19 protein-coding genes are annotated in these 17,945 nt (G+C 32.4%); 8 read left to right on the top strand and 11 right to left on the bottom strand.

Annotated features, from left to right (window positions below; translation table 11 throughout):
• Positions 1-27 precede the first annotated feature (27 nt).
• The 5 genes from SAMSHR1132_RS06565 to brnQ3 all read left to right on the top strand — a co-directional run bounded on the left by SAMSHR1132_RS06565 (position 28) and on the right by brnQ3 (position 5,923).
• Complete coding sequence (locus SAMSHR1132_RS06565) at positions 28-837, top strand: VOC family protein (protein WP_000334502.1); 810 nt, start codon at positions 28-30, stop codon at positions 835-837.
• Between the two features lie 27 nt (positions 838-864).
• Positions 865-1,068: a DUF6501 family protein gene (locus tag SAMSHR1132_RS06560; protein WP_000902171.1), complete on the top strand. Its 204-nt coding sequence runs from the start codon at positions 865-867 to the stop codon at positions 1,066-1,068.
• Between the two features lie 178 nt (positions 1,069-1,246).
• Positions 1,247-2,038, top strand: coding sequence for an ATP-binding protein (locus SAMSHR1132_RS06555; RefSeq protein ID WP_000053667.1), 792 nt, complete (start codon positions 1,247-1,249; stop codon positions 2,036-2,038).
• 13 nt (positions 2,039-2,051) lie between these two features.
• Positions 2,052-3,938 (top strand): vWA domain-containing protein, encoded by a 1,887-nt coding sequence (locus SAMSHR1132_RS06550; RefSeq protein ID WP_001283653.1) that lies wholly within the window; start codon positions 2,052-2,054, stop codon positions 3,936-3,938.
• 641 nt (positions 3,939-4,579) lie between these two features.
• A complete protein-coding gene (gene brnQ3 / locus SAMSHR1132_RS06545) occupies positions 4,580-5,923 on the top strand; it encodes a branched-chain amino acid-like transporter carrier protein BrnQ3 (RefSeq protein ID WP_001039262.1) in 1,344 nt (447 codons plus the stop codon).
• A gap of 62 nt (positions 5,924-5,985) precedes the next feature.
• Here brnQ3 and SAMSHR1132_RS06540 read toward each other — a convergent pair whose 3' ends face one another.
• The 3 genes from SAMSHR1132_RS06540 to SAMSHR1132_RS06530 are packed head-to-tail and all read right to left on the bottom strand — an operon-like array spanning position 5,986 to position 8,071.
• Positions 5,986-7,122 (bottom strand): toxic anion resistance protein, encoded by a 1,137-nt coding sequence (locus SAMSHR1132_RS06540; protein WP_000136749.1) that lies wholly within the window; start codon positions 7,120-7,122, stop codon positions 5,986-5,988.
• Positions 7,123-7,153: 31 nt separating this feature from the next.
• The gene (locus tag SAMSHR1132_RS06535) at positions 7,154-7,783 is read right to left on the bottom strand and encodes a 5-bromo-4-chloroindolyl phosphate hydrolysis family protein (protein ID WP_096001311.1); all 630 of its coding nucleotides are present in this window, start codon (positions 7,781-7,783) and stop codon (positions 7,154-7,156) included.
• 18 nt (positions 7,784-7,801) lie between these two features.
• The gene (locus tag SAMSHR1132_RS06530) at positions 7,802-8,071 is read right to left on the bottom strand and encodes an acylphosphatase (protein ID WP_001216645.1); all 270 of its coding nucleotides are present in this window, start codon (positions 8,069-8,071) and stop codon (positions 7,802-7,804) included.
• A 161-nt stretch (positions 8,072-8,232) separates the two neighbouring features.
• Here SAMSHR1132_RS06530 and msaA point away from each other — a divergent pair, with 161 nt between their 5' ends.
• The 3 genes from msaA to msaC all read left to right on the top strand — a co-directional run bounded on the left by msaA (position 8,233) and on the right by msaC (position 9,510).
• On the top strand, positions 8,233-8,541 hold the full coding sequence (msaA, locus tag SAMSHR1132_RS06525) for a regulatory protein MsaA (protein WP_000269919.1): 309 nt from the start codon (positions 8,233-8,235) through the stop codon (positions 8,539-8,541).
• A gap of 170 nt (positions 8,542-8,711) precedes the next feature.
• Positions 8,712-8,912 carry a cold shock protein CspA gene (gene cspA, locus SAMSHR1132_RS06515; protein WP_000809131.1) on the top strand — a complete coding sequence of 67 codons (201 nt, stop codon included), beginning with the start codon at positions 8,712-8,714 and terminating at the stop codon, positions 8,910-8,912.
• Positions 8,913-9,108: 196 nt separating this feature from the next.
• The gene (msaC, locus tag SAMSHR1132_RS06510) at positions 9,109-9,510 is read left to right on the top strand and encodes a sarA expression modulator MsaC (RefSeq protein ID WP_000876198.1); all 402 of its coding nucleotides are present in this window, start codon (positions 9,109-9,111) and stop codon (positions 9,508-9,510) included.
• 147 nt (positions 9,511-9,657) lie between these two features.
• Here msaC and lysA read toward each other — a convergent pair whose 3' ends face one another.
• The 8 genes from lysA to SAMSHR1132_RS06470 all read right to left on the bottom strand — a co-directional run bounded on the left by lysA (position 9,658) and on the right by SAMSHR1132_RS06470 (position 17,910).
• On the bottom strand, positions 9,658-10,923 hold the full coding sequence (gene lysA / locus SAMSHR1132_RS06505) for a diaminopimelate decarboxylase (RefSeq protein ID WP_000216958.1): 1,266 nt from the start codon (positions 10,921-10,923) through the stop codon (positions 9,658-9,660).
• A complete protein-coding gene (locus SAMSHR1132_RS06500) occupies positions 10,913-11,998 on the bottom strand; it encodes an alanine racemase (protein WP_000127609.1) in 1,086 nt (361 codons plus the stop codon). Before SAMSHR1132_RS06500 ends, lysA begins: the two co-directional genes overlap by 11 nt.
• Positions 11,999-12,002: 4 nt before the next feature.
• Positions 12,003-13,154, bottom strand: coding sequence for an amidohydrolase (locus tag SAMSHR1132_RS06495; protein ID WP_001003806.1), 1,152 nt, complete (start codon positions 13,152-13,154; stop codon positions 12,003-12,005).
• Between the two features lie 142 nt (positions 13,155-13,296).
• Positions 13,297-14,016, bottom strand: coding sequence for a 2,3,4,5-tetrahydropyridine-2,6-dicarboxylate N-acetyltransferase (gene dapD, locus SAMSHR1132_RS06490; RefSeq protein WP_000249848.1), 720 nt, complete (start codon positions 14,014-14,016; stop codon positions 13,297-13,299).
• Positions 14,017-14,042: 26 nt separating this feature from the next.
• Complete coding sequence (gene dapB, locus SAMSHR1132_RS06485; RefSeq protein ID WP_000771463.1) at positions 14,043-14,765, bottom strand: 4-hydroxy-tetrahydrodipicolinate reductase; 723 nt, start codon at positions 14,763-14,765, stop codon at positions 14,043-14,045.
• The gene (gene dapA, locus SAMSHR1132_RS06480; protein ID WP_000149283.1) at positions 14,762-15,649 is read right to left on the bottom strand and encodes a 4-hydroxy-tetrahydrodipicolinate synthase; all 888 of its coding nucleotides are present in this window, start codon (positions 15,647-15,649) and stop codon (positions 14,762-14,764) included. The genes dapB and dapA overlap by 4 nt, the downstream gene beginning before the upstream one ends.
• A 1-nt stretch (position 15,650) precedes the next feature.
• Complete coding sequence (locus SAMSHR1132_RS06475) at positions 15,651-16,640, bottom strand: aspartate-semialdehyde dehydrogenase (protein WP_000163521.1); 990 nt, start codon at positions 16,638-16,640, stop codon at positions 15,651-15,653.
• 64 nt (positions 16,641-16,704) lie between these two features.
• Entirely contained in the window at positions 16,705-17,910 is a 1,206-nt protein-coding gene (locus tag SAMSHR1132_RS06470) for an aspartate kinase (protein WP_000258706.1), read from the bottom strand.
• Positions 17,911-17,945: the final 35 nt, after the last annotated feature.

Here is a 17,945-nt window from a genome sequence, read left to right as displayed (position 1 = left end):
GTAAAGATAAAGATAGAGGTGGCTATAATGTGTGGACTTAGAAGTATAACATTAGGTACAACAAATATAGAACAGACAAAACATTTCATGGTTGACATATTAGGATTAAATTGTGAAGAACTTCTTGAAAACTCAATTCGCTTCGGTGATGCAGATATAAGCCCTGGAACAAGACTTCAATTTATACAAGTTCCAAGTGAACAATTAGAAGAATCGCATTTTGTGGGAATTGGATTACGTACACCTAGTGACTCAGGTTTAGATGAGTACGCAGAAATATTATCAAGTAAAGATATTCCATATACAACAGTTAAAGAGTTAAATGGCAATAAATATTTCAGTTTCGAAGATAACAATGGTCATATTTTCTCAATATATTCAAATGAGAATAACTACGGCGTTGGTTTAGGTATGCCTTCTTTCGAAAGTACGGTCAATCCGTTACATCAAGTACAAGGTTTAGGCCCGGTTATTCTTAAAGTAAATCATGTGGATATCACTGCACAAATTTTAACGAATATATTTGGTCTTGAAGTATTTGCAGAATATCAACCGTTCGATGATGCTGATTACCATGTTCAAGTTTTTAAAATTGGTGAAGGTGGATTAGGTGGCGAGATTCATTTAATGCCTACTGATAACGAAATTGACATGCCAGAATATGGCGCAGTTGATCAAGTTGAAGTCGAAACGAAAGATCGAGATTACTTTAACCAAGCAAAATTACGCTTAGATGAAGTCGAAATTCCGTATCAAACACTTGAACAAGATGATATAGAATCAATTAGAATTACTGAAAATAGTGGATTATCTTTTATATTCACTTTACAAAAATAATTATTTACGATAGTGAGGAAGAATTATATGTTACATGAAACTTGGAAAGATCATACACCTATTAAGAAAGTTGAAGTTATAAATACAGATGCAAAGAAATTCACAGTATCTGATATGTTAACTGTAGGTAAACAGTATGATGTAATCAATGAAACTGAAGAATATTATCAAATTATCGATAATTCAGGATTAGTTGGTGGTTATTATAAAACATATTTCAAAGAAGTATAAGTTTAACTGTTGAAATAAATCCTAATATGAGATTTTCATTTGCTAAATTTGTTAAAATATAATCAATTCAAATTGCATGAATTGTATTTTATATCAGAATAGAATAGTAAACTAAGGCATTTGGATATATTTTCCGTGTCTTAGTTTTTTACTTTATTTAAAGGAGAATGTTTTAAAAATGTCACTTAAACACTATAAGAATTCAGATTCAACTGTTTTTAATGATGCAAAAGCATTATTTGATTTAAATAAAAATATTTTACTTAAAGGTCCAACGGGTTCTGGGAAAACAAAGTTGGCGGAAACATTAAGTGAAGTTGTTAATACACCGATGCATCAAGTGAATTGTTCTGTAGATTTAGATACAGAAAGTTTATTAGGCTTTAAAACAATTAAAACAAATGCTCAAGGTCAACAAGAAATAGTCTTTGTTGATGGTCCAGTTATCAAAGCGATGAAAGAAGGGCATATTTTATATATTGATGAAATCAATATGGCTAAACCAGAAACATTACCTGTATTGAATGGTGTGCTAGATTACCGTCGACAAATTACAAATCCTTATACTGGAGAAGTTATTAAAGCTGTACCAGGATTTAATGTAATAGCAGCAATCAATGAGGGATATGTTGGAACATTACCTATGAATGAAGCCTTAAAAAATCGTTTCGTTGTTATTCACGTTGATTATATTGATGGGGATATTTTGAAAAATGTTATAAAAGAACAAAGTTTGTTGCAAGATGATAAACAAATTGAACAAATTATTAAATTTAATGAAGATTTACGCACAATGTCTAAACAAGGGCAAATTTCTGAAGAAGCTGCAAGTATTCGTGCATTATTAGATTTATGTGACTTAATGACGGTTATGCCAGTTGAACGTGCAATAAAACGTACAATTATAGATAAATTAGAAGATGAACGTGAACGACAAGCAATTTACAACGCTGTAGAATTAAATTTTTAAAGAGGGATAAAAAATGAGTGATCGTTTCATAAAATTTAACGACGAACAGTTAGACGCGAAACAAGTTATGATGTTGCAAGACTTAGCGCGACTCTTATTAAAAAATGAACAAACACAAGTTAAAATTCAAAAGTTCCCTTATTATAATCCAATTCAAAATGTGTTAATTACAAGTTGGTTTTGGTCACATCGACCAAGCCATATCGAAATGGCTGGCTTAAAAACGGATGTAATGTTAGCAGCTTATGGGTATCAAATGATGGAAGTTTCAATTGTTAATGGAGTAGCGAATGATGAAACATTTAAACATCCTAAATTTTATCAACAACTTTTTAAATTATTAGAGGATATGCGTGTATTTAATACAATAAAAAAGCAACGTCCGAGTACTGCTAAATTGATTAATCTTCGTTTAGCTACTCGAATTGCTTATACAGAATCTCAAATTAAAGTTTATCGGACAAAAACACAATATACTGATTTATTATTTCTATATTTAGAACATGCATTTTTAAGTCAGAATTTCTTCGATATACCTTCGATTCATCCAGACTTAGATGATATTTTAATGAATATGTTTTTGTACTTACCTAACTTTTTCCAAAATCAAAACTCTGAAGATAATATGTATCTAGCTCAACGCATCATGTATCAAGTAGATGATATTTTAAAAGAAGATATGTTGAACGAATATTATTACTTACCAAAAACTTTATATGAAACATTAGCTAGTGAAGATTTTGATGATTTGAAGAGAACGGATGCAAGCGAAGTAGATGGTCAGGATCAAACGTCAAAAGATGAGGACGTCGAAAGCGAAAAAGCTGATTCAAAATCCGCTGATAGTGAGTCTAAAGGTGGCGCTTATTTAGAAATGGAGCTTCATGAAGGGCAAAATAGTGAAGTATTGGGTAATGATGAAGCAAGAGAAGGTGATGCTTCTGATGATATGACCGATATGATGTCCAAAAAAGGAAAAGGCTCTAACGATACGTTAAATCGTGAAGACGGAGATGCTGTAGGTCAAAGCCAAGCTTTTCAACTCGATGGTGTAAACAAAAATGTAGAAATCAAATGGCAAATTCCTGAAATTGAACCACAATATGTTCTGGAATATCAAGAATTAAAGCATGATGTTCAGTACGAAATCAAAGATTTAATTCAAATAATTAAGAAAACAATTGAAAGAGAGCAACGTGATGCGCGTTATAATTTAACTAAAGGGCGTTTACAAAAAGACTTAATTAATTGGTTCATCGACGATCAATATAAATTGTTCTATAAAAAACAAGATTTAAGTAAATCATTTGATGCGACATTCACTTTACTCATTGATGCTTCAGCGAGTATGCATGACAAAATGGCTGAAACGATGAAAGGTGTTGTGTTATTTCATGAGACACTAAAGGATTTAAATATAAAGCATGAAATTTTATCATTCAGTGAGGATGCATTTGATTCAGACGAGCATGTTCAACCAAACATAATTAATGAAATTATTAATTATGATTACTCAACTTTTGAAAAAGATGGACCACGTATTATGGCACTAGAACCTCAAGATGACAATCGAGACGGAGTTGCGATTCGAATTGCTAGCGAAAGATTAATGCGCCGTAATCAGCATCAACGATTTTTAATTGTCTTTTCAGATGGAGAACCGTCAGCATTTAATTATAGTCAAGATGGTATTATTGATACGTATGAAGCAGTAGAAATGTCACGTAAATTCGGAATTGAGGTGTTTAACGTATTTTTAAGCCAAGATCCAATTACTGAAGATGTTGAACAAACGATTCATAATATTTATGGACAATATGCCATATTTGTTGAAGGTGTAGCTCATTTACCTGGTCATTTATCGCCATTACTTAAAAAATTACTACTTAAATCACTATAAATATACTTAAAATCTGGGTTTGTATGAAATGTAAAATAGTTGAGTTTGGGATATAAATCAATGTCCTAGGGTCTATAATATTATATTGGCAGTAGTTGACTGAATGAAAATGCGCTTGCAACAAGCTTTTTTCAATTCTAGTCAACCTTGCTGGCGGGGCCCCAACATAGAAGTTGACGGAAAGTCAGCTAACAAAAATGTGCAAGTTGGCGGGGCCCCAACACAGAGAAATTGGATCCACAATTTCATCAAGCAATGCAAGTTGGGGTGCGGGCCTCATCATAGAGAATTTCAAATAGAATTCTACAAACAATGCAAGTTATTGGAGTGAAACAACGATAAAGAAATACTTTTTCTTTAGAAATTAGTATTTCTTATGCATGAGTTTTACTCATGTATTCCTATTTTTAAGTACACATTAGCTGTGGCTATTGTGTAAGAACCACTACATAATAAATCATTAGTGGCTCTTTATCATTTCTGTCCCACTCCCAACTATTTTTGATTCATTATCTAATTTAAACAATAAATTTGTTTTATTTCTGATATGTACAACACTTTTCATATAGACTCTTTATTATTTTTTGTGCTAAAATGTTTACTTGTAAATTATTTCGTGTTTTCAAAAAAGGAGTAACTCTATGAATAAAAATACATGGGTCATTGGGTTTACGCTTTTCGCTATGTTTTTTGGCGCAGGCAATCTGATTTTCCCACCTAATCTCGGACTAGATAGTGGTAAATACTTTTGGCCTGCTATTATAGCATTTGTCTTAACAGGGATTGGCTTACCATTATTAGGAGTGATTGTAGGCTCACTTGATAAAGAAGGTTATATAGGAGCATTAAATAAAATATCACCTAAATTTTCAATATTGTTCTTAGTTATTATATATTTGACTATAGGTCCACTTTTTGCAATACCGAGAACTGCATCAACTTCATTTGAAATGACAATTACACCAATTATACATAGTAACAGTAGTGTAGCTTTATTTATTTTTACTATTATCTACTTTTTAGTAGTATTGTATATTTGTTTAAATCCATCCAAGTTAATCGATCGTATAGGTTCGCTATTAACACCGCTATTATTAATTACTATTTTAGCGATGATTATTAAAGGGTTTGTAGACTTTAGTGGGAACGGTGCTGGAAAGGGTAATGAAACATTATATCATTCTAATTTTTCTAGTTTTGCAGAAGGTTTTACACAAGGCTATTTAACAATGGATGCCATTGCAGCAATTGCATTTTCAATGATTGTTGTTAATGCAGTGAAACTAACTGGAATTACTAAAACGAATCAAATATTCAAGCAAACTTTGACTGCTGGCTTAATAGCAGCCGTAGCTTTGATTTTTATTTACATCTCACTAGGTTTTATTGGAAATCATATGCCTGTAAGTGATGCGACATTACAGGAGTTGAATTCTAAAGATCGCAACATCGGAACATACTTATTGACGAGTATGGCTGCAACTGGCTTTGGGTCGTTTGGTAAATATTTATTAGGTATTATTGTAGCGTTAGCATGTCTTACGACGGCATGCGGTCTTATAGTTGCAGTTTCAGAATATTTCCATAGAATTATTCCACAAGTATCGTATAAAGCATTCGTTATTATCTTCATTTTAATGAGTTTTATAATTGCAAATCAAGGTTTAAATGCTGTCATATCAATGTCAATTCCGGTATTAAGCATAGTATATCCTGTTGCAATAACAGTCGTATTATTAATTTTAATTGCAAAATTTATACCAACAAAACGTATTTCACAACAAATACCAGTTACAATCGTTTTTATATTGTCAATTTTTAGTGTTATTAGTAAATTCGGTTGGATGAAAATTAGTTTTATTGAAGCATTGCCACTTAGATCATATTCATTAGAATGGTTTCCAGTAGCAATCATAGCCACGATTTTAGGCTACATTATTGGCATATTTGTAAAACAAAATCCGATTAAATATCAACAAGAATAATAAAAAGGAAGCACTCAATCATTCAATTGAAAGTGCTTCCTTTTTTGTTAATTATGCATAATCTATGATTTATGATTCGGTCCTTTAATATTCACTACATGTGACTTTAAATCTTCTTCTAATTGTTGTAATTCTTTTTCAGCTAATTGTCGTTCTTCTCGACCTTTTTGTTGAATTATTAGAGTTTCTTCAATTGTTTCAATAATATTGTTCTGCGTACGTTTTAACGTATCAAGGTCAACAATACCACGCTCATTTTCCGTTGCTGTTTCTATGGCATTTTGTTTAAGCATTTCAGCATTGGCCGTTAATAAATCGTTTGTTGTATCTGTAACAGCTCGTTGTGCTGCAACTGCATTTCGTTGTCTCATAAGTGTTAATGCAATGGCCATTTGGTTTTTCCATAAAGGAATACTTGTTAAAATAGAGCTTTGAATTTTTTCGGCAAGAGCTTGGTTAACATTTTGAATCATTCTAATTTGTGGCGCAGTCTGCAACGCAATCTGTCTTGAAAGTTGTAAATCGTATATTCGTTTATCTAGTCTGTCTATAAATTGCTGCATATCTGCAACATCTTGTATTTCCATTTGGTTTGTAGACTGTTGTGCTTGCTGTTGTAATTGAGGAAGTGTTTCAGTTTCCAATTGTAATTTTTTCTGTTGTGCTGCAATAATATGCAAGGATAGGTCATCAAAATATTGCTTGTTTTTATCATATAATGTGTCCAATAACTCAACATCTCTTGTTAAATGACTTTGATGTTTCTGAAGTTGAATTGTTATACGATCCACTTGAGCACTGACAGATTGCATTCTTGAAAAAATTTCATTGATAGAAGATTTGGCTCTGCTAAAGATTTTTTTTAACAGAGAATTTTTCTCCGTATTTAACTCATTTGGATTCACTGATTTTAATTTTGACATGAGGTCTGATAAAGTATCCCCAATCGGACCTACGTCTTTACTTTGTACTTCATCCAACATTTGATGTGAAAACTGAGACATTTGCTTTTGTAAATCAGACCCAAATGTTAATAAACCTTCATTGTCTTGGGGATTTATTTGTCTACTAATTGAATCTATATGTTTTTGTTGCTCTATTGTTAGTTGTTGTTTCTGAATAGTCGAATTTGTTATTTGCTTTTCATTTATAAAATCATCGAGTGGATGGCTTTCTTGGAAACTTTTCTTTTCAGTCATCTATCATCTCTCCAATAATTGCTATTTTACATCAATCTTGATGCTGTTTTTGATGTAACTTGTTTAATTGCATTTCAATATCTAAACGTTCATAATCATCTTCATTTAGACGTTTTAAATCGGCAATCAGTGTTCGTTTAACTTCATCCAAAGTAATTCGTGTCTGTTCTAATTTTTGTTGTTCATTGATTGATTTTTTAGGCATTTTAGCAAGCCGAGTATACGCGTCAACTAAATTAAGCGCGTTATCAATATGAGAATAAAAAAAGCCTTCAACTTTATAAAATGATGCAGGTCTTTGTCTTACCGTTGTATAAATAGAACGTGAAATTTGGTATATATCATTAATTTGTCTAAAATCTTTAATTGATCTTATATTTACATAAGTTTTTAAAATTCCTCTAAGCTTCTGGTGTGTGTGGTTTAACTGATTTCGAATATAACGATAATCTTTTCTAGTCAAACCAATTTCGTTTAAATATTTACGTGAAGTGAATTTTTGTATCGGTAAGTATGTTAATACAAAGCCAACAGCACCAAGTGACATATCTATTAAAAATGACACATCGAGCGCAATCATCCCCAAAATGCTTACTAAAAACGCTACAGGAATTCCCCCTAACACCCCAAAAATATGCGAAATATTATATCTCACTGTCATCTTCCTTTATTTAGCATTTTATATTGTTCTAAAATCTGATAATGTTTGGTTAAGTTCTAATTCTTCTAAGTGATGGCTTGTCACATCAGATGCTGGTGATGCACCATCAATTACACTTTGTAAAAATCTATCTATATCTTTTTCATCCCCTTGTGCATATATCTCTACATAATCATCTACATTTTGAACCGTTCCGACTATGTTATATTTCATTGCAATACGCTGAGTAAAATATCTAAATCCGACGCCTTGTACGCGCCCGAATACTTGCAAAAGTACATGTCTCATATTTACCACCTCATATTGTTATTATACGTAGTTTTACTTAAAAAAACTAATAATTACTATAGACTCATCATGATTGTTTCGAGTCGTCAAACTTGATTTTCAGAGGCGAAAGGTTTAAAAATAAGTATATAGTTCTTGAAGTATGGAAGGGGTCTTTAATAATGTGGACAGTTACCAAAATTAGAGCCGATTATGAGGGATGGTGGTTATTCAGTGACTGGCCAGATAACATTGTTGAAAAGTATGAATATCAGACTTTTGATGATATGCTTAAACACTATCAACAATTAATTAATCATTGCAAAGTTAAATTTGATAATTATGTCACAGGAAAATATAATATCTATGCATTTTATAATAATTGTGATATGAACTATTGCGAAGATTGTGAAGAAGATTTACAAATATTTTATAGTTTCATTGTTTTACAAAATAATGAAGTATATTATAAACTACCAATAATTGATTAAATGAATATTTTTTATTATTGTATTGCAATTTGGTAATAACTGCACTATAATACAAGTTAAGCAGATGATTATTCCATATTGCAAAGAATATTTGAGTGAAATTTGCATGTATTTTTTGTAATATGCGAATAAGCATATTGAATGAATTTTAGTCTTGGAGGTTTCAGATTATGAAACAAGGTACAGTTAAATGGTTTAACGCTGAAAAAGGATTCGGCTTTATCGAAGTTGAAGGAGAAAATGACGTATTCGTACATTTTTCAGCAATTAACCAAGATGGTTACAAATCTTTAGAAGAAGGTCAAGCTGTTGAGTTTGAAGTAGTTGAAGGCGACCGCGGTCCTCAAGCTGCAAACGTTGTTAAACTATAATTCTTAGATTATAATCATTGATTTTAACTAACACCTTACCAAGATGTAAGGTGTTTTTATATGCTTATTACTAATATTTCACGCTTTGAGTGCCAATATCAAATTGAGCACTCTTTTTTTACGTACTTAACGTTGTTTGCAATAGAAAAAAATGTTTATATAATGTAATTATGGTGTACAACGATGAGGTGAATTTATGAAATATCTTATTCTTAGTTTAGTTGCTAATTTATTGATATTTGGCATATTATCGGCAATAGGATTAAATATTAATATTTTAGTAGCAATGATGCTTATACTGGTGATCCCAATGACAATATCAGGTATTTTATTTTTTAAAACTAATCTAGATAAGACATACATATTCTTTAACATTTTATTTATCGACTTTTATTATTATATTTACAATGTTCATTTGATGGATTTACCAAGATTTAATAGTTACATTAAAACTGAAATGATGGATTTAGAGGACATTGATATATTAATTACAAGTAAAGATTTTGGCTTTGATGAAATAGTTTTCTTTACATTATATTTGATGCTTATTTTTATCGTTTTGTACTATTTAAAGAAGCAAGTTAGAGGCAAAGCTTAACCTTAACCTCGAAGATAATACGGTTTTAAAATTGGTTTAAATACATGTTATTGCTGGACACCTAAAATTACATGATTATCTAAATATAAACTAATAAAATCCCCTAAGACACAGTTTTTTGTGGCTAGGGGATTACTTTGTTTATTTTTATTTCGTATCATTAATAATCAATTGTCTTAACGATTGACGTTTGACGACTTCGCGTGCCTTGCCATCCTTCAAGAAAAATACAGATGGTTTTTGCATTTGATTATAATTTGAAGCCATAGAATAATGATATGCACCTGTTGACAATATAGCAAGATAGTCACCACGTTTAACTGATGACGGTAATTTAGCATCTTTAATGATGATATCACCAGACTCACATAATTTTCCAGCAATCGTTACAGTATCGTCTGCTTCTTCATTTCTGTTGATAAGTAATGCTTGATACTTAGCATCATAAAGTGCTGTTCTGATATGATCACTCATACCGCCGTCTATTGAAATATACTTATTAATACCAGGAATTTCTTTTATTGTACCTACTTCATATAAAGTAACACCAGCTTCACCGACTATAGAACGGCCAGGTTCAATACCAATTTCAGGTGTTTCCATATCTAGAACTTTTACTTCAGATTTTATCGCATCTGTAATGGCTTTAATGCCTTCTTCGATAGGGAAGCTTACGTCACCTTCAACATATTTAATGCCAAATCCTCCGCCAAGGTTCAATAATTCAACTTGAATGCCTTGATCTTTTAACCAACGAAGAACAATTCTAGCAGTTTCGATAAACGCTTCTGTTCCTTCAATTTGTGACCCAATATGACAGTGAACACCTTTCAATTTTAAATGTTTGGATTGTTGTACTTTTTCAATAGCAGTTTTAGCCAAGCCATATTGAATTGATAATCCAAATTTACTATCTTCTTGACCAGTTTGGATAAATTCATGTGTATGTGCTTCAACACCTGGATTCACACGTACTACAACTTGAACAGTATCATTAGCATATCGGTCGATTAAATCAATTTCTTCTAATGAATCAATCACAAAATATCCTATCTTATTTTCTAAAGCGTATCTAATTTCATGTTTCGTCTTATTGTTACCGTGAAAATGAATGCGACTTGGTTCGAAACCAGCTTCTAATGCTGTGTATAATTCACCTTCAGATACAACATCTAATTGTAAATCTTCTTCAGATACAAGTTTGACCATTTGAAGACAAGTAAATGCCTTAGAAGCATATGAAATATTATATTTTAAGCCACTATCTTTAAATGCACGATGGTAACGACGCATTTGTTCTCTAATTTGTAATTCATCATAAACAATGGTAGGGGTACCGAAGCTTTGGGCAATCGTTTTTAAACTAATTCCATCCATTGTTAATTCACCGTTTTGATTATATTTAACAGTCATTTGAAATGTACTCCTTTTTTAAAGAATCGTGATTCATTGCACTTAATTGTTCAGAATTTGCACCTACACCTTTAAAAGTGTATTCATCAATGCGTATATCATTATTATAAAGAATAACTTCATCTTGTGCATGTACATTATCATCTACTTCAACAAACATGTGACTCATCATTAATGCACGAATCGGGTAACGCTTGCCATTAATTAACGCTTCATGTTTTGATCGTGTTCTTAAAATCCCATCACCATAACCAATATCAACAACAGCTAGCTTTGTATAATCTTTCGTTGCTTCAAATGCAAAGCTGTAACCACAATAATCACCAGCTTGAACTTCACGTATTTGAATCACATTAGCTTTTACTGTTAAAGATTGAACTATGTCTTTCTGATGTAATGAGCTGTATGGTCTAGAACCATATAGTGCAATACCTATACGTGCGTGTGTATGGTGGGGGAGTAATTCTTGTTCTTCACGATAAAAACTTGCGCTATTTTGTGCATGTATTAGGTCAAATTGATAGCCTTCAGATAGAAGCGTTTGAACAATTTCCATCCATTGTTCACGTTCAATGCGATAATCTGGCACATCAAACTCATCAGCGTATCCAAAATGAGTCCACAAACCACTTATTATCATTTTTGCATTTTGATTTTGTTGATGATCTTCCAAAACTTCTTTAATTTCTTTTAAATTTTTCAATCCTGAACGATGTAATAAATTTTCAAATTCTAAGTGAACATGAATATCAGCCAAGTCTTCTTTATGTTCATAATAAAATGTCAAAGAAGGCAAAGTCATATGGATATCATGCTCACGGACTAAATTGAAATCATAAACTGCATTCATTAAGAATATCGTTGCATGGGGTGCAAGTTGTCTAACTCTAATCGCTTCACGTAATGACGTAGTACTAAATGTATCAATGCCTGCATGGATAAATTGGGATACAGCAAATTCTAGGTCATAGTGGTATGCATTGTTTTTTACAACTGCCATTATTGGTTGATTGTTTTTAACTGTTATTGCATTTTGTAAAAATGTGTTCGTATTTACAGACCATGTTGCTGTCAATGTACTACACCTCTTTGTAATTTATTAATAAATTTTCATAAAAATTAGCTACATCAATCAACACTTTTTCATCGAAATTTAAATGTGATGTGTGTAAACCTGTAACAAAGTCTTTATCTTCGTTACGTGTACCAACAAATACAAAATAAGCCGGTGCAAGCTTTTGTCCGTAGAAGCTAAAATCTTCACCGAATAAAAATGGTGTCGGTTTGTCATATACATCTAACTTTGCTTGAATCAATGCTTGTTCTACTTGAGCACGTAACTTTGGACTATTGATAGTAGGAGGGTATCCCTCTGCAAATTTAACTTCACAATTAACATTGAACAATAGTTTTACACTTTCGGCTATTTTGAGCATTTGATTTTTAACAATAGTTAAATCATCAATATCATATGTACGAATAGTACCTTCTAAATAACCATTACTTGGCACTGTATTAATCGCTTCACCAGCTTCAAAGTGACCAATATGAACGATATTTCGTTTCAAACCATTGAGATGAAATTGTTGAATTTGTGATATTTGAGTTAAGACATGTTGTAACGCTTCGCCACATGAATGACCTTGTTCTTTATCAGCTACATGACTTGATAATCCTTTTAAGAAAAAGCGATATTCTGTTGCGCTAGCTGTAATTTCTTCGTCTCTAATAACTGCAATCCCTTCATCAGCAAATGGGTTAACGTGTATACCAAATACCGCTTCAATTGGATATTTTTCAAAAGCATTTGCTTGAATTAACCGATTTGCACCGCCACCTGTTTCTTCTGCAGGTTGGAAAATGAAAACGACATTCTGCGGTAATTGTCCGGCATCTTGCATCTCTTTACAACGTTGTACAAATAGCATTAATGCAGTTGTATGTCCATCATGACCACATGCATGCATTACATGATCATTTTGACTACGATAAGGTACATCATTTTCTTCTAAAATAGGTAGCGCATCAATATCAGCTCTATATGCTATAGTATGAGAGCCATTACCTTCTAAGTATGCAATGACTCCAGTTTCTAATGGGCAGTCATATTGAATATTTAAACTATCTAAAAATGCTTTGATGTAAGCTGTGGTTTCAAATTCATGTAAGCTAAGTTCAGGATGTTGATGCAAATGACGACGATGCTTCGTAACAAATTCTAATTCATTCATAATTATCAATCCTTTATGTTAAATTACTTTAATTATAGTGTAACTCATTTTGAAAACTTTACTTTTTAATATATGAAAATATAAACAATAAGGTTGAGACATAACCGTATCTCAACCTTAGAATTATTATACGTTGACGTAATTAGTCATTTAATTTTCTTAATGCTGCTACAATTTCTTTTTTAGTATCTTGTACATCAGAAGCTTGTTTAATCACCTTAGCAGGCGTACCAGCGACAACTGCACCAGCTGGTACATCTTGCGTAACAATAGCACCTGCTGCAACGATAGCACCTTTACCAACACGTACGCCTTCTAAAATAACTGCATTTGCACCAATTAATACGTCATCTTCAATAATGACTGGTGAAGCACTAGGGGGCTCAATTACACCTGCCAATACTGCGCCAGCACCAACATGCACATTTTTACCAGTCGTTGCACGACCACCTAATGTAGCATTCATATCAATCATTGTACCTTCACCAACGACAGCACCAATATTAATTGTTGCACCCATCATAACAACGGCACCATCTTCTATAATAGCTTGCTCTCTGATAAATGCTCCTGGTTCAATACGAGCATTTGTATTTGTTAAATCTTTTAATGGAATAGCAGAGTTACGACGATCCATTTCAATTTCTACATCTTCAAATTTGCTTCCATATGTTTCGTAAAAAGGTTTCCAATCATCTGCTTCACAAAAGATAACTTTAGATTGTTCTGAACCGAACACTTTAAAACTTTTTGGAAATGTGATGCTGTTAAAATCACCGTTTACATATACTTTTAATGGTGTAGATTTTTTCGCGTCACTTATATATTGAATAATTTCTTCAGCTGTTAAATGTTGTACCATAAATAATTAATTCTCCTTTAATATGTTTATAGATTATCAAACGTATAAAAGCCGTTTGGTTTATTGATTAAACGTTCTGCTGCTTGAATAGCACCATTTGCAAAAATATCTTTTGACTGTGCACGATGTGTGATTTGAATTGTTTCATCAGTGCCTGCAAATAACACTTCATGTTCGCCTACAATCGTGCCACCACGAATCGAGTGAATACCAATATCTTGTGGTTTTCGTTTTTCAATTAGTTCATGTCTATCATATACAGGTGTTGCATTTTCTTTTAAAGACGCAATTACGTCATACAATTTTTCCAGTGTACCACTTGGAGCATCTACTTTTTTATTATGATGAGCCTCCGTCAATTCGATATCAAAATCGTCAAGTAGGGGAACAGCAGTTGCTAAAATTTTAGTTAGTGCATGAACACCATAACTCATATTTGCACTAAAAAATACAGGCATGTCTTTACTTAACGCGTCTAACTTATTTAGTAGTTTATCTTTTTCACCAGTAGTTGCAATCACTAAGGGTAACTGAAAAGCTTCATCTAATAAAGGAAATAATAGATTGGGATTTGAAAAATCAATTGCAACATCAGCATCTTTGACATCTGCAATATGTTGATATTGTTTATATGGTGTTGTTTCTTTTGGCGTATGTTCAATAACACCAACGATTTTATGTCCTCTTTCTTCGGCTAATCTTGCAACGCGTTGATTCATTGCACCATAGCCAATTAGTAATAACTTCATTCATTTTCACCCGCTTTATATGTGTCGTATGCGTCTCGAAGTACTTTAGTATCTGCTTCATCTAGTGTAATTAAAGGTAAGCGTAATTCATATTCACCAAATCCTAAATAGCTTGTTAAAGCTTTAATTGGAATTGGATTAATATCAACTGATAGGGCTGATAGTAATGTACTGACAGGTTTAAATTGATTTTGAATATCTTTACCACTTTGTTGAGCATCGTATAACGCTTGAAATTCTTTAGGAATTACATTTGCAATGACAGAAATTACCCCTTTACCGCCACGTCGATAATATTCGACAACATTGTCATCGTTACCACTATATAGTGCAAATGTATTTGTATTAATTCGTTTTTGCACTTCTTCTAAATAGTCAAAATCATTAGTAGCATCTTTTAAAGCTACAATATAAGGATGATGACTTAATGTTTCTACCGTTTCTGGATCGATTGTCATATTTGTTCTTGATGGCACATTATATAAAATGACTGGCAACTCAACTGAATTTGCAATGGTTTCAAAATGTTTAATTAATCCACGTTGATTCGTTTTATTGTAGTAGGGTGTAATTAACATGATTGCATCAGCACCTAATGCTTTTGCTTGTAGTGATGCATGTATTGATTTTTCAGTATCATTCGTACCAGTTCCAGCTATGACAGGGATTCGTTTATCCACAAGATCAATGACTGTCTTTAAGGTTAATTCTTTTTCCTCAGTCGTCAGTGTCGGACTCTCTGCTGTCGTACCATTAACAATAATTGCTTGCGTATTATTTTCTAGTAAAAAATTAACGTGTGCTTTTAAAGCTTCAAGGTTAACTTTGTTATTTGTGAAAGGGGTTGTAAGTGCAACGCCAACACCCTCAAATAAATGTGTCATTTTAATTCGCTCCTTTTAAACGCATGACTTGTTCCAATACTTGTACGGCATTTAATGCAGCACCTTTTAATAAATTATCTGATGTACACCATACATGGAAGGTATTATCCAATGAATCATCTCGACGAATACGTCCAACAAATACCTCATCTTTATTTGTAGAATTAATAGCCATTGGATATTCGTTATTTTCTGGGTTGTCTACTAATACAACACGTGCATCTTGATCAAATAATGCTTTAATATCTTCTGCTGTTGTTTCTTTATCAAGTGTTACATCAATTTCAACACTATGGCTATCTTGAACCGGGACACGTGCACATGTTGCAGTTACTTTTAAATCTGGCGCATTTAAGATTTTTCTAGTTTCATCAATCATTTTTTGTTCTTCTTTTGTATACCCATTTTCTAAGAAAACATCAATATGAGGTAATACGTTATTATAAATTGGATGTGGATATGCTTCAGGAGCTTTACCATTTACGCCCTCAGCTAAATCTTTTTTACCTTTCATTCCTAAACCTGAAACTGCTTGATACGTTGTATATGCAACGCGTTTTAAACCATATGCATCTTGTAATATTTTTAATGGAACAACAGATTGTATTGTTGAACAGTTTGGATTTGCAATAATGCCTCTTGTAAATGTTGGTTCATTGACCTCTGGTACAATTAAATCTATATCCTTTGCCATACGCCATTGACTCGAATTGTCAATAACGATTGCTCCAGCTTTTTCGAATAGTGGGGCGAAATGTTCACTTGTTCCGCCACCAGCACTCATTAAAACATAATCGAAATGTTCACTTGCACGATCATCAGTCAACTCTTGAACTGTATATGTTTTTCCTTGAAATTCAATATCTTGCCCTGCAGAACGTGCTGATGAAAATAACACTAATTCATCGAAAGGAATATTTTTACGATTTAAAGTTTCTAACATTTTAGTACCTACTAATCCTGTCGCACCAACTACTGCTAATTTTGTCATATCTAGTCACTCCATTTTGTAATAATTTCCAATTTTTAGAATATTTTTAATAATAATTCTACCATTAAATATTAAATGCGTCATATAGTTTTTCTACTGCTAATTGACCATTAAAATTATCGATAACATATGAAATACTAATTTCTGAGGTTGTTGTTTGGTAAAATGGTATGTTATTTTCAATCAATGTTAAAAATGCTTGTGATGCAACACCTGACATATCTCTCATTCCAGAACCGATTAATGAAATTTTGACATAGTGCTCATTGATTTTATAAGCTAATGCTTCAAATTGCTTTTGCAAAGTTTCTAGAATCATTGAAATTTGTTGGTAATCACTATCTTTAATTGTAAAAGATAATTGTAATCCTTCTAAATTTACGATTTGTGAAATCATATCTACATTTACTGATCCCTCTTCAAGTTCTGTAAATAATTGTGTGAGCAATTTATTGTCGGGCAGGGGATAGCTAATCGTGACATGCATCATATGTTTGTCTAATGCCACACCTGTCACTGCTTTTTTCTCTAATATTTCTTCATTTGACATAATCCATGTTCCTTTCGTATTTGATAATGTTTTCCCTAAATAAATGGGGATATTATAATTTTTAGCTAATTCAACACTTCTAGTTTCAAGAACACCTGCACCTAGAGCACTCATTTCCATCATTTCTTCATATGATACAACGTCGAGTCGTTTTGCTTTTGGCAATAATCTAGGGTCAGTTGCGTATACGCCATCAACATCTGTATAGATTTCGCATGGAATTTGATTGCTGACTGCAAGTGCCACTGCTGTCGTATCAGAACCACCTCTACCTAAGGTCGTTAATTCTTGATGCTCATTGATACCTTGAAATCCTGCAATGACTAAAATATCATTATCTTGAAAGGCATGTTCAAATGTTTGAGGATTAATTTGAGCAATTTTGCTTTTTAAATGATGACCAATTGTTTTAATACCCGCCTGATAGCCAGTCATAGCTTTTGCTCTGACACCGATATCATTTAATACCATCGATAAATAAGAGACTGTTTGTTGCTCGCCAGTTGTTAATAGTAGCGCAAGCTCCTGCTGTTTTGGTGCTTTCGTTAATGTCGATACATTCGTCATCAATTGATCGGTTGTATTACCCATAGCACTTACAACGACGATGAGTTGTTCGTCTTGACTTACTCGTGATTTTAACATTTCGGCTATATTTTTTATTTTTGTAAAATCACTGACGGATGATCCGCCAAATTTTAACACACTTCTTGTCACCATATAATCCTCCTAATTAAAAAGAAAGGCTCACAATA

Origin of the sequence: Staphylococcus argenteus (assembly GCF_000236925.1) — a bacterium.
In the GTDB taxonomy this organism is placed as follows: Bacteria; Bacillota; Bacilli; order Staphylococcales; family Staphylococcaceae; genus Staphylococcus; species Staphylococcus argenteus.
The sequence above is the reverse complement of the archived record's forward strand: the minus strand, read 5'-3'. Positions and strand labels throughout refer to the sequence as shown.

Excerpts from the sequence above, each read along its gene's own strand:
- lysA (WP_000216958.1), bottom strand. The coding sequence starts at position 10,923 with ATGACTGTTAAATATAATCAAAACGGTGAATTAACAATGGATGGAATT.
- SAMSHR1132_RS06530 (WP_001216645.1), bottom strand. The coding sequence starts at position 8,071 with ATGAGACATGTACTTTTGCAAGTATTCGGGCGCGTACAAGGCGTCGGA.
- SAMSHR1132_RS06565 (WP_000334502.1), top strand. The coding sequence starts at position 28 with ATGTGTGGACTTAGAAGTATAACATTAGGTACAACAAATATAGAACAG.
- dapA (WP_000149283.1), bottom strand. The coding sequence starts at position 15,649 with ATGACACATTTATTTGAGGGTGTTGGCGTTGCACTTACAACCCCTTTC.
- msaC (WP_000876198.1), top strand. The coding sequence starts at position 9,109 with ATGAAATATCTTATTCTTAGTTTAGTTGCTAATTTATTGATATTTGGC.
- SAMSHR1132_RS06535 (WP_096001311.1), bottom strand. The coding sequence starts at position 7,783 with ATGACAGTGAGATATAATATTTCGCATATTTTTGGGGTGTTAGGGGGA.
- SAMSHR1132_RS06550 (WP_001283653.1), top strand. The coding sequence starts at position 2,052 with ATGAGTGATCGTTTCATAAAATTTAACGACGAACAGTTAGACGCGAAA.
- SAMSHR1132_RS06470 (WP_000258706.1), bottom strand. The coding sequence starts at position 17,910 with ATGGTGACAAGAAGTGTGTTAAAATTTGGCGGATCATCCGTCAGTGAT.
- dapD (WP_000249848.1), bottom strand. The coding sequence starts at position 14,016 with ATGGTACAACATTTAACAGCTGAAGAAATTATTCAATATATAAGTGAC.
- msaA (WP_000269919.1), top strand. The coding sequence starts at position 8,233 with ATGTGGACAGTTACCAAAATTAGAGCCGATTATGAGGGATGGTGGTTA.
- SAMSHR1132_RS06475 (WP_000163521.1), bottom strand. The coding sequence starts at position 16,640 with ATGACAAAATTAGCAGTAGTTGGTGCGACAGGATTAGTAGGTACTAAA.
- brnQ3 (WP_001039262.1), top strand. The coding sequence starts at position 4,580 with ATGAATAAAAATACATGGGTCATTGGGTTTACGCTTTTCGCTATGTTT.
- SAMSHR1132_RS06560 (WP_000902171.1), top strand. The coding sequence starts at position 865 with ATGTTACATGAAACTTGGAAAGATCATACACCTATTAAGAAAGTTGAA.
- SAMSHR1132_RS06540 (WP_000136749.1), bottom strand. The coding sequence starts at position 7,122 with ATGACTGAAAAGAAAAGTTTCCAAGAAAGCCATCCACTCGATGATTTT.
- SAMSHR1132_RS06555 (WP_000053667.1), top strand. The coding sequence starts at position 1,247 with ATGTCACTTAAACACTATAAGAATTCAGATTCAACTGTTTTTAATGAT.
- SAMSHR1132_RS06495 (WP_001003806.1), bottom strand. The coding sequence starts at position 13,154 with ATGAATGAATTAGAATTTGTTACGAAGCATCGTCGTCATTTGCATCAA.
- cspA (WP_000809131.1), top strand. The coding sequence starts at position 8,712 with ATGAAACAAGGTACAGTTAAATGGTTTAACGCTGAAAAAGGATTCGGC.
- dapB (WP_000771463.1), bottom strand. The coding sequence starts at position 14,765 with ATGAAGTTATTACTAATTGGCTATGGTGCAATGAATCAACGCGTTGCA.